The sequence below is a fragment of the uncultured Maribacter sp. genome (assembly GCF_947496775.1).
Taxonomy (GTDB): Bacteria; Bacteroidota; Bacteroidia; order Flavobacteriales; family Flavobacteriaceae; genus Maribacter_B.
In genome coordinates, this window is sequence record NZ_CANMDU010000001.1 from 1038454 (window position 1) to 1047684 (window position 9231).

The following is a 9231-nucleotide window of genomic DNA, read 5'->3' on the forward strand; positions in this document are numbered from 1 at the left end:
TATAAATTTAGATGTATTAATTTTTAATTTATATTGCAATGACTGGTACAGTAAAATTTTTTAATGGATCCAAAGGATATGGTTTCATAACCAACGATGACACAGGAAAAGATATTTTTGTTCATGCTACAGCATTAAACGGAACGCAATTAAATGAAGGAGATAAAGTAGAGTATGTAGAAGAAGAAGGCCAAAAAGGTATTGTCGCAGGACAAGTACAGGTTTTATAACTTTTCTACTGAAAACGCAATGAAAACCCAGTTATGGCTGGGTTTTTTTAATTTAAATTTCTTTTTTTTATAAAAAATCTTTTTAAGATTTCAGAGGCTTCTTCAGCCAATAAACCTCCTTCTATTTTTGTTTTTGGATGTAGTTTAGTTCCTAATGCCCCACAACCCCTTTCCAAATCTGTTGCTGCAAAAACGATTCTAGAAATCTGACTCCAATATAAAGCCCCCGCACACATTTGGCAAGGCTCTAAGGTAACATACAAAGTACAGTCCTTTAAATATTTTCCACCTAAAAAATTAGCTGCAGAAGTAATGGCCTGCATTTCTGCATGCGCTGTAACATCATTCAATTGCTCCGTGAGGTTATGCGCTCTTGCAATAATCTTATCCTTGATAACTACTACAGCTCCAACTGGCACCTCCCCTTTCTCATATGCGGATTCTGCTTCTTGCAAAGCTTTTTTCATATAATAAGTATCATCGTAAGGCTCTATCATAAGGTAAATATAAATAATACTATTACAACTTTAATAGAGAAAAAACTCAACTATAACTTGTTTTATCCTTTTTTTAATTCCGTAGAAATTCTATTAATAGTATACAGGGTTTTTCCATACATTTAAAAATGGTAGCTTTGTATTCCAATATTCATGGGAATGCCACACACACTACTAAATTCTATTAATTCTCCGGATGATTTAAAAAAATTATCCCAAAAGCAGCTACCTCAGTTGGCTCAAGAATTACGGAATTTTATCATTGACATTGTTTCTACTAAAGAAGGGCATTTAGGGGCTAGTTTAGGTGTAATAGAATTAACCATTGCTATACATTATATCTTTAATTGTCCAATTGACAATCTTATTTGGGATGTTGGCCACCAAGCTTATGGGCACAAAATACTTACAGGAAGAAAAGGTATTTTTGAAACTAACAGGCAACTTAACGGAATAAGTGGTTTTCCGAAAATGGAAGAAAGTATATATGACGCCTTTGGGACGGGTCATAGCTCTACTTCAATTTCTGCTATTTTAGGTATGGCTATAGGAGCAAATCTTAAAGGGGATTCGAACAAAAACCATATCGCGGTAATTGGCGATGCATCTATTGCTAGCGGAATGGCTTTTGAAGGCCTTAATCACGCAGGTGTTACCGATGCCAATATTTTAATTATCTTAAATGATAATGCAATTGGCATAGACCCGAGCGTAGGCGCTTTAAAAAAATATTTAACCAATGTTAAAAAGGGAACTGCAAAGGATGAAAACATTTTCGAATGCTTAAACTTTGATTATACAGGACCAATTGATGGGCATAATTTTGATGTCTTACTTACAGAATTAGGGCGATTGCAAAAAGTGAAAGGCCCCAAATTACTACATGTAATCACTACCAAAGGTAAAGGACTTCAGCAGGCAGAAGAAAACCAGGTAACCTATCACGCGCCTGGGAAATTTAATAAAATCACAGGGGATTTAATTCCTAAAAACAATTCACTTCTAGCCCCTAAATATCAAGATGTATTTGGGCATACTATAGTAGAATTAGCTCTTATAAATAAAAATATCGTTGGTATTACTCCTGCCATGCCAACAGGAAGCTCCTTAAAATATATGATGGAAAAAATTCCAAATCGTGCTTTTGACGTAGGTATTGCAGAACAGCATGCAGTAACTATGGCTGCAGGAATGGCAAAAGCAGGTTTAATTCCATTTTGTAATATATACTCCACTTTTTTACAAAGAGCATATGACCAGGTAATTCATGATGTTGCTTTACAGAATTTACCTGTAATTTTTTGTTTGGATAGAGCTGGACTTGTTGGACAAGATGGAGCAACACACCATGGTGTTTACGATTTAGCTTACCTACGTTGTATTCCCAATCTCTTAATTTTCTCTCCTTTGAATGAGATAGAACTACGTAATATTATGTATACTGCTCAGCTAGGTATAAAACAACCTATTGCTATTCGTTATCCCCGAGGAAGAGGACTAAACGTAGATTGGAAGCAAGAATTTAAAAAAATTACCATTGGAAGTTCCTCAGAATTAAAAAAGGGCACAAAAATTGCTATAGTTTCAACCGGTCCAATTGGAAATAAAATGTCGAAGGTAATAAATGAACTAGGGTATAAAAATGAAATTGGTCATTACCATTTACCCTTTATAAAACCATTGGATAGTGACAGACTTCACAATATATTCACAAATTATGAATCTATAATAACGCTTGAAGATGGATGTAAAAAAGGAGGTTTTGGTTCCGCTATTGCTGAATTTGCAATAAATAACAGGTATAAAAATACTATAAAAATACTGGGCATTTCAGATACTTTTATAGAGCATGGGACCATAAAGCAGTTACAAAAAATTGCAAAAATCGATGAACAATCTATAAAACAAAGCATAAATGAATTACGCTTATCCTAAACGAATGAAAAATAATTTATTTTTTAGCTTTCTATTACTCTTCATGTACCATGGAATTTCTCAAGATTCCCTTGCTACTACTTCGGAAGTAGATACTACTATTATAAACACTATAGTAATTAGAAAAACCCAAGAAAGAATAAAACATATTCCTCGAAGTGCTAAACTTACAAATCCTCATATTTCTTTTAAAAAAACAAGACCACTATCTAAAAAATTTAAACGGTTTAGGGTACCCTCTTTTTGGATAAAAACAAACCACTTTGGTGTACGTATAAATGAAGCCGCTTTTGTTAATTGGAATGCAGGGGGTAATAATTCTATCACCGCATTAGGCGATTTAAAATTTGAAAGGAACTATAAATTCAGGTACATACAATGGGATAATTATCTAGAATTAAGATATGGTCTAAATGCACAAGAAGACCGTAAACTAAGAAAATCCGGAGATGCAATACGAATGAGTTCCACATTTGGTTACCGAAAAGACACTATAACCAATTGGTATTACTCTGTAAAAGCTAATTTAAGAACCCAATTTTCTAATGGTTACAAATACCCTAATAGAGAGAGTCCTATATCTAGATTCATGGCTCCGGGTTATTTCTTCTTTGGTGCAGGAACCTCCTATATAACTCCAGATCAAAAGTTTAACTTATATACGTCTCCTGTAACTCTAAAAGCTACTTATGTATTAGACCAAAGATTAGCGGATAATGGTGCTTTTGGTGTTAAAAAAGCTGTTAAAGATGTTAACGGAGAGATTATAACTCCCGGAGAAACTGTATTCGTAGAATTAGGTTTTCTTATAACCAATACTTGGCAAACCAATATTGCTAAAAATGTTAAGATGAAACACAGACTATCTCTTTATACAGATTACTTATCCAGTTTTGGAAATGTTGATGTAGATTGGGAACTAAATTTTGACCTCACAGTAAATAAATACATAAAAGCAAATATTGGCACCCATATTATTTATGATGATGATATTTTATTTGATGAAATTAAGGATTCCAATGGGTTGGTTACAGATTCTGGAGTACCTCGAATTCAGTTTAAACAAATATTAGGTGTTGGTGTTTCTTATGATTTTTAAATTCTATAATTGCTTACCCATTATTTTATTGTGAATATGAACAGCTGCACTATCCGATAAGCTCGCAACATAACAACACGTATTTAGCAAAATATTATATGTGGAAACCTTTGTTTGTTGATAAAATTTGGGCAAAGTACTTATCATCAAAGTATCGTAATTTGATGCATTATCCTCTTTTTCATTAATAAGAGCAGAGGAATAAGCATCTAATATGTCCGAAATAATTTTATACCCAGCAATTTCCTTTTCTATTACTTCTTGAGCCTTATACACCTTATTTACACTTAAAGTAATAATATCTTTTATCTGAGCCGCATAAGCACTTTTATCTAATAAAGATACATGAAAAGTTCCATTAAGGATAGCCTCTTCATTAGCCACAAAAATGTTTATAGCATCTGTAATTAAAGTATTTATTGCCAAAGCTCTTAAGTAACTCAAACGATCTTCCTTAAATACTAAAGAATTATATTTTTTAGTATTAATACTGTCTTTAACTAATTTTATTAAATACTCTAAAGCATAATCTTCTGATATTAATCCTAAATTAATACCATCTTCAAAGTCTATTATTGTATAACAAATATCATCTGCCGCTTCTACTAAAAAAGTTAGTGGATGTCTGGCATAGGAAATATCTTCGCCAGCTCTTGTCTGCTTTAGCCCTAATTCCTTAGCTATATCTACAAAGGCCTCTTTTTCACTCTGAAAAAAACCAAATTTTTTGTCTGCTATTTGCTTAGTTGCCTTTTTGGGAAGAGATTCTTTAGGATATTTCATAAATGCACCAAGAGTAGCGTAACTAAGTCTTAGCCCTCCCTCTACTCCTTCTCTAGATTCTGTAAGTAATTTTAAGCCATTCGCATTTCCTTCAAAATCAATAATATCTTGATATTCTTTACTAGACAAAACTGATTGGTATTTTTTACCCCTTCCTGTTTTAAAATATTCCCCGATAGATTTTTCTCCACTATGCCCAAAAGGTGGGTTTCCTATATCATGCGCTAAAGCTGCAGCAGCTACTATAGCTCCAAAATCATTAAACTTATATCCGTGTATTTCATTTAAGTATGGATGTTTTTCTAAAATTTTCTTTCCTGCGATTCTCCCCAAACTTCTACCTACTACAGAAACCTCTAGACTATGCGTTAATCTGGTATGTACAAAATCTGTTTTAGATAACGGAATTACTTGTGTTTTATCCTGAAGACTTCTAAAGGCAGAAGAAAAGATTATACGATCGTAATCTACCTCAAAACCAAGCCTAGTTTCATCTTGATCTATTCGTAATCTTTTCGAAGTATCTCCTTGGCGTTTCAAAGAAAGTAATTGTTCCCAATTCATAGCATCTATTTAAAACTGCAATTTACATCTTTAGCTTTTACTATTATAATATTTTAAGCTACATACAACCTAGATTAGTAAACTACTTTGGGACAAGCCCATGCCCATTTATTAGAAAATAATATTTGTTTAGAACTAAGCCCCGGGGTATCTATATTTCGCATGTCGAGTAAACAATCATTTAACAATTGTATTACTAAACTTTAACCTGTAGATAACCTTATGTTTACATTGATAATTGTTCTTTGCAGAGCAATAAAGAAAACTAATTTCTTATTTAATGAAAAACATATTTTTAGCTTGTTTATTATTAGTTTCAACTCACATCTTTTCACAAGACAATGGGTCTGTTAAAGGCAAAATAGTGGATGTTACTATGAACAACGAACCTTTATTATATGCAAATGTTGCATTAAAAGATTCTGAAAGAAAAGTGCAAACTAATTTTCATGGAAATTTTGAAATTAACAATCTTACTGCAGGAGAACATATAATTGTTGTTAGCTATCCTGGATACGAAACAATAGAAGTCCCTGTAGTTGTTGTCAATAATACGATTACTAAAGTTGATAAAGGACTTAGTGCCATTGCATTAAACCTAGAGGATTTATACATAGCTAATAAAGAGCAAACAACTATTGCCTTTGAAAATATAAGTGCTAAAAAAGAAGGAACTAAATAAAGTTCTAAATTTTTATATAAAAGAAAAGCCTGCTAAATGAATAAGCAGGCTTTTCTTTTATATTTTTTTTAATACCTCTAATTTCTTAAAACTACACCAGAAGTATTTTTCGCTTCTACAACACTTTCTATAGCATTATTAGTATAAGCAACTTCTTTCAAAACATCTCCATTTAAAAATTTCCATTTTCCTGTTTTAGCTCCGTTAATATAAGAACCTATAGAAATAATCTCACCCTTTTCGTTATAACTTGTCCATTCCCCATGAAGTTTTCCTTTAAGGTTAAATGTTCCTTCTTGGCTTACCTTTCCATTTTCATGATAATACGTTGCTTCAATTAAATTTGTTTCTTTATTCAGCTTAACATCTCTTTTGTTTTGAGCAAAAGCAGTTACTGAAATTAATAGTAAAGCAAGTGTTATAATTGTATTTCTCATAGTAATCGTATTAAATATATTAACAAAGATAATAAATAATTTACCTTTGACAAACATTTTGTTAACATTAAATTTACATTGATAACGCTAAACAAAATCATTTATTGTGTTTCAACGTTAATAATACTCAGTATTAACCTTCTATAGATTTCTTTTTTTACTAAAAAAAGAAAAACTATAATCTTATCTCATTTTGTAATTTCATAACCTTAAATTAACTTGTGTCCCATAATTAAATAAGACTTTTGTCAATCTTATATATACCTAATGGGCGAAAATATTTATGTGTTTATGGTTGTCGCTTTGGCAATCTTAGCAATTACAGATTTAATAGTTGGAGTTAGTAATGATGCAGTAAATTTTTTAAACTCTGCTATTGGCTCAAAAGCTGTTCCCTTTACCACAATAATGATTGTCGCGAGTATTGGTATTGCTTTTGGCGCAATGTCTTCTAGTGGTATGATGGAGGTTGCCCGAAAAGGCATCTTTAATCCTGAGAATTTCGTCTTTTCTGAAATCATGATTATTTTCATGGCTGTCATGATTACAGACATACTTCTCCTCGATTTTTTTAACACCTTAGGAATGCCTACCTCTACTACGGTTTCTATTGTTTTTGAATTATTAGGCGCAGCTGTAGCAATAGCCATTATTAAAATTTATAATCTAGACGAGAGCTTAACTACCCTAAGTAATTATATAAATACAGATAAAGCTACCCAAATAATTCTCGGTATTTTACTCTCCGTATTAATTGCCTTTACGGTTGGAGCTATTGTGCAATACATTTCTAGAATATTAATCTCTTTTAAATTTAATCAAAAACCAAAGTGGGTAAGTGCAATATTTGGCGGTGTTGCCATAACTGCTATTATATATTTTATAATAGTTAAGGGACTAAAAAGTGCTTCTATTTTAACGCCATCTATATCTGAGTTCATCAACACTCAAGGAGAATTATTTATTGCTGCTAATTTTATTGTATGGACTTTAATTTCTCTAGTATTAACTACAACCCTTAAAACTAATATATACAAACTAATTATTCTTTTAGGTACGTTTGCATTAGCAATGGCCTTTGCTGGTAATGATTTAGTCAACTTTATTGGCCCATTAATTACCGCTTTACAATCTTACCAAGACTGGAGCGCTTCTGGTATACTTTCCACAGAATACAATATGGCCGGACTGTCAAAAGCAGTACAAACTCCTACCCTTTTATTGCTCGCTGCAGGCCTCATCATGGTTTTAACCATTTGGTTTTCTACTAAAGCAAAGAATGTTCTAAAAACTAGTGTAGATTTATCTAGACAAGATGAAGGCGAAGAGCGTTTTCAGCCAAATTATCTTTCCAGAGTTATTGTAAAATATAGTATTAAAGCATCCGAAGCTTTTTCCAATATAATGCCAGCTGTTTTACAAGAAAAAATAAATACACAATTTGAAAAGGCTGACAATCCTAAAGTTATAGTAAAGCAACAAGACAAACCTGCTTTCGATATGGTTAGAGCCGCTGTAAATTTAATGGTAGCCAGTGTTCTTATTTCTATAGCAACTTCCATGAAATTACCATTATCTACTACTTATGTTACTTTTATGGTAGCAATGGGTTCTTCTTTAGCAGATAGAGCTTGGGGTGTGGAAAGTGCTGTTTATAGAGTTGCCGGAGTTCTTAATGTTATTGGCGGATGGTTTTTTACTGCAATTGTTGCCTTTTTAGCCGCAGCTGTTATTGCTTGCTGTATTCATTTTGGAGGCAGTATAGGTTTAGTAATTTTGCTGATTCTTGCTTTCTTCCTTATTTATAAAAACTACCAAAAACAAAGTAAAAAATCTAAAGAAATTAAAGCTGAAAACAGCTTAAGAAAATCAGAAAGTAGCTCCGTTCAAGGAGTTATTGAAGAAAGTGCTAGTAACATTGCCCAGGTATTAAAAAGAAGTAATAAAATATATACTAACAGTATTAATGGTTTAGCAAAACAAGATGTAACTTTATTAAAGAAAAATAAAAAAGGGGTTGTTAAATTATCTCATGAAATAGATGAACTTAAAGATCATATTTTTTATTTTATTAAAAATTTAGATGAAGCAAGTGTTGGAGCCAGTAACTTTTACATTAATATCTTAGAATACCTACAAGATTTAGTACAATCTCTAGAATATATATCTAAAATTACCCATAAGCATATAAACAACAATCATAAAAAACTAAAGTACAATCAAATCAAAGAACTTAAGGAGTTTGATATTGTTCTGGATGAATTGTTTACAAAAACAAATAAAGTTTTTGAAAACAAATCTTTTGAAGGAATAGGAGCTATTCTTAAGGACAAGCAAAAGGTTCTAAATTTAGTTACAGACAAAATTCAAGAACAAGTAAAAAGAACCCGTACAGAAGAATCCAGTCCAAAAAATACTGCACTTTACTTTTCTTTACTATCAGAAACTAAAGATTTGGTAATAACAACATTTAATCTTTTAGAGCTCTATTTTAATAAACATGATAGTACAGTTGAACCCGCCAAAATAGAAATTACGGAAGATAAGGAATAGATATAATTTATATTAGTACCTTGACAAACATAGAATTAATAAAACTATGACAAGATACTTTTATATTTGTATTATCCTCTTTTCTTTTACAGTAACAGGACAAAAGTTAACTGGTAAACAATTACTAAACAAAGCTATAGAATATCATGACCCCCACAATAATTGGGATTCATTTAAAGGGCAATTATATATTACCATGGTAACCCCTAATACTAGTAAGCGTCATAGTAAAATAAGCATAGACCTACCAAACGCATATTTTAGCTCCGTCGTTACTAAAGGAGAAAACACCATTACGTCTATTATAGAAAAAGGAGACTGCTCTTTTACTTTAAATGGCAGTCCTAACATTACCCAAAATAAAAAAGATAGTCTGAGTCGTCCTAAAATAGGTTGACAATTTATTAAATAATTAAATTAATCCAGCGAAGCTAGCTTCGCTGGATTTTTT

The 9231-nt window shown here is 31.8% G+C and carries 9 protein-coding genes; 6 read left to right on the forward strand and 3 right to left on the reverse strand.

All coding sequences use genetic code 11. From position 1 onward, the window contains the following. The first annotated feature begins 38 nt into the window (after positions 1-38). Positions 39-230, forward strand: coding sequence for a cold shock domain-containing protein (locus Q0856_RS04470; protein ID WP_291871416.1), 192 nt, complete (start codon positions 39-41; stop codon positions 228-230). A 47-nt stretch (positions 231-277) separates the two neighbouring features. On the opposite strand, the gene Q0856_RS04475 is transcribed toward Q0856_RS04470, so the two are convergent. Next, the gene (locus tag Q0856_RS04475; RefSeq protein WP_298474654.1) at positions 278-727 is read right to left on the reverse strand and encodes a nucleoside deaminase; all 450 of its coding nucleotides are present in this window, start codon (positions 725-727) and stop codon (positions 278-280) included. A gap of 159 nt (positions 728-886) precedes the next feature. On the opposite strand from Q0856_RS04475, the gene Q0856_RS04480 reads away from it, so the two are divergent. Both Q0856_RS04480 and Q0856_RS04485 read left to right on the forward strand, forming a co-directional pair. Continuing rightward, positions 887-2662, forward strand: a complete 1776-nt coding sequence (locus Q0856_RS04480) for a 1-deoxy-D-xylulose-5-phosphate synthase (RefSeq protein WP_298503006.1) — start codon at positions 887-889, stop codon at positions 2660-2662. Between the two features lie 4 nt (positions 2663-2666). Continuing rightward, positions 2667-3761, forward strand: a complete 1095-nt coding sequence (locus Q0856_RS04485; protein WP_298474658.1) for a DUF3078 domain-containing protein — start codon at positions 2667-2669, stop codon at positions 3759-3761. Between the two features lie 3 nt (positions 3762-3764). Here Q0856_RS04485 and dgt read toward each other — a convergent pair whose 3' ends face one another. Further along, entirely contained in the window at positions 3765-5108 is a 1344-nt protein-coding gene (gene dgt, locus Q0856_RS04490) for a dGTP triphosphohydrolase (RefSeq protein ID WP_298503008.1), read from the reverse strand. Positions 5109-5388: 280 nt separating this feature from the next. On the opposite strand from dgt, the gene Q0856_RS04495 reads away from it, so the two are divergent. Further along, positions 5389-5790 (forward strand): carboxypeptidase-like regulatory domain-containing protein, encoded by a 402-nt coding sequence (locus Q0856_RS04495; RefSeq protein WP_298503010.1) that lies wholly within the window; start codon positions 5389-5391, stop codon positions 5788-5790. A 77-nt stretch (positions 5791-5867) separates the two neighbouring features. Here the strand turns inward: Q0856_RS04495 and Q0856_RS04500 are convergent, their stop codons facing one another. Next, positions 5868-6227, reverse strand: coding sequence for a nicotinic acid mononucleotide adenyltransferase (locus Q0856_RS04500; RefSeq protein WP_298474664.1), 360 nt, complete (start codon positions 6225-6227; stop codon positions 5868-5870). Between the two features lie 267 nt (positions 6228-6494). Between Q0856_RS04500 and Q0856_RS04505 the strand changes: the two genes are divergently transcribed. Both Q0856_RS04505 and Q0856_RS04510 read left to right on the forward strand, forming a co-directional pair. Then, on the forward strand, positions 6495-8780 hold the full coding sequence (locus Q0856_RS04505) for an inorganic phosphate transporter (protein ID WP_298503011.1): 2286 nt from the start codon (positions 6495-6497) through the stop codon (positions 8778-8780). 46 nt (positions 8781-8826) lie between these two features. After that, a complete protein-coding gene (locus tag Q0856_RS04510) occupies positions 8827-9177 on the forward strand; it encodes a DUF6503 family protein (protein ID WP_298503013.1) in 351 nt (116 codons plus the stop codon). Positions 9178-9231 lie beyond the last annotated feature (54 nt).

Excerpts from the sequence above, each read along its gene's own strand:
- Q0856_RS04480 (WP_298503006.1), top strand. The coding sequence starts at position 887 with ATGCCACACACACTACTAAATTCTATTAATTCTCCGGATGATTTAAAA.
- Q0856_RS04505 (WP_298503011.1), top strand. The coding sequence starts at position 6,495 with ATGGGCGAAAATATTTATGTGTTTATGGTTGTCGCTTTGGCAATCTTA.
- Q0856_RS04510 (WP_298503013.1), top strand. The coding sequence starts at position 8,827 with ATGACAAGATACTTTTATATTTGTATTATCCTCTTTTCTTTTACAGTA.
- Q0856_RS04485 (WP_298474658.1), top strand. The coding sequence starts at position 2,667 with ATGAAAAATAATTTATTTTTTAGCTTTCTATTACTCTTCATGTACCAT.
- Q0856_RS04470 (WP_291871416.1), top strand. The coding sequence starts at position 39 with ATGACTGGTACAGTAAAATTTTTTAATGGATCCAAAGGATATGGTTTC.
- Q0856_RS04500 (WP_298474664.1), bottom strand. The coding sequence starts at position 6,227 with ATGAGAAATACAATTATAACACTTGCTTTACTATTAATTTCAGTAACT.
- dgt (WP_298503008.1), bottom strand. The coding sequence starts at position 5,108 with ATGAATTGGGAACAATTACTTTCTTTGAAACGCCAAGGAGATACTTCG.
- Q0856_RS04475 (WP_298474654.1), bottom strand. The coding sequence starts at position 727 with ATGATAGAGCCTTACGATGATACTTATTATATGAAAAAAGCTTTGCAA.
- Q0856_RS04495 (WP_298503010.1), top strand. The coding sequence starts at position 5,389 with ATGAAAAACATATTTTTAGCTTGTTTATTATTAGTTTCAACTCACATC.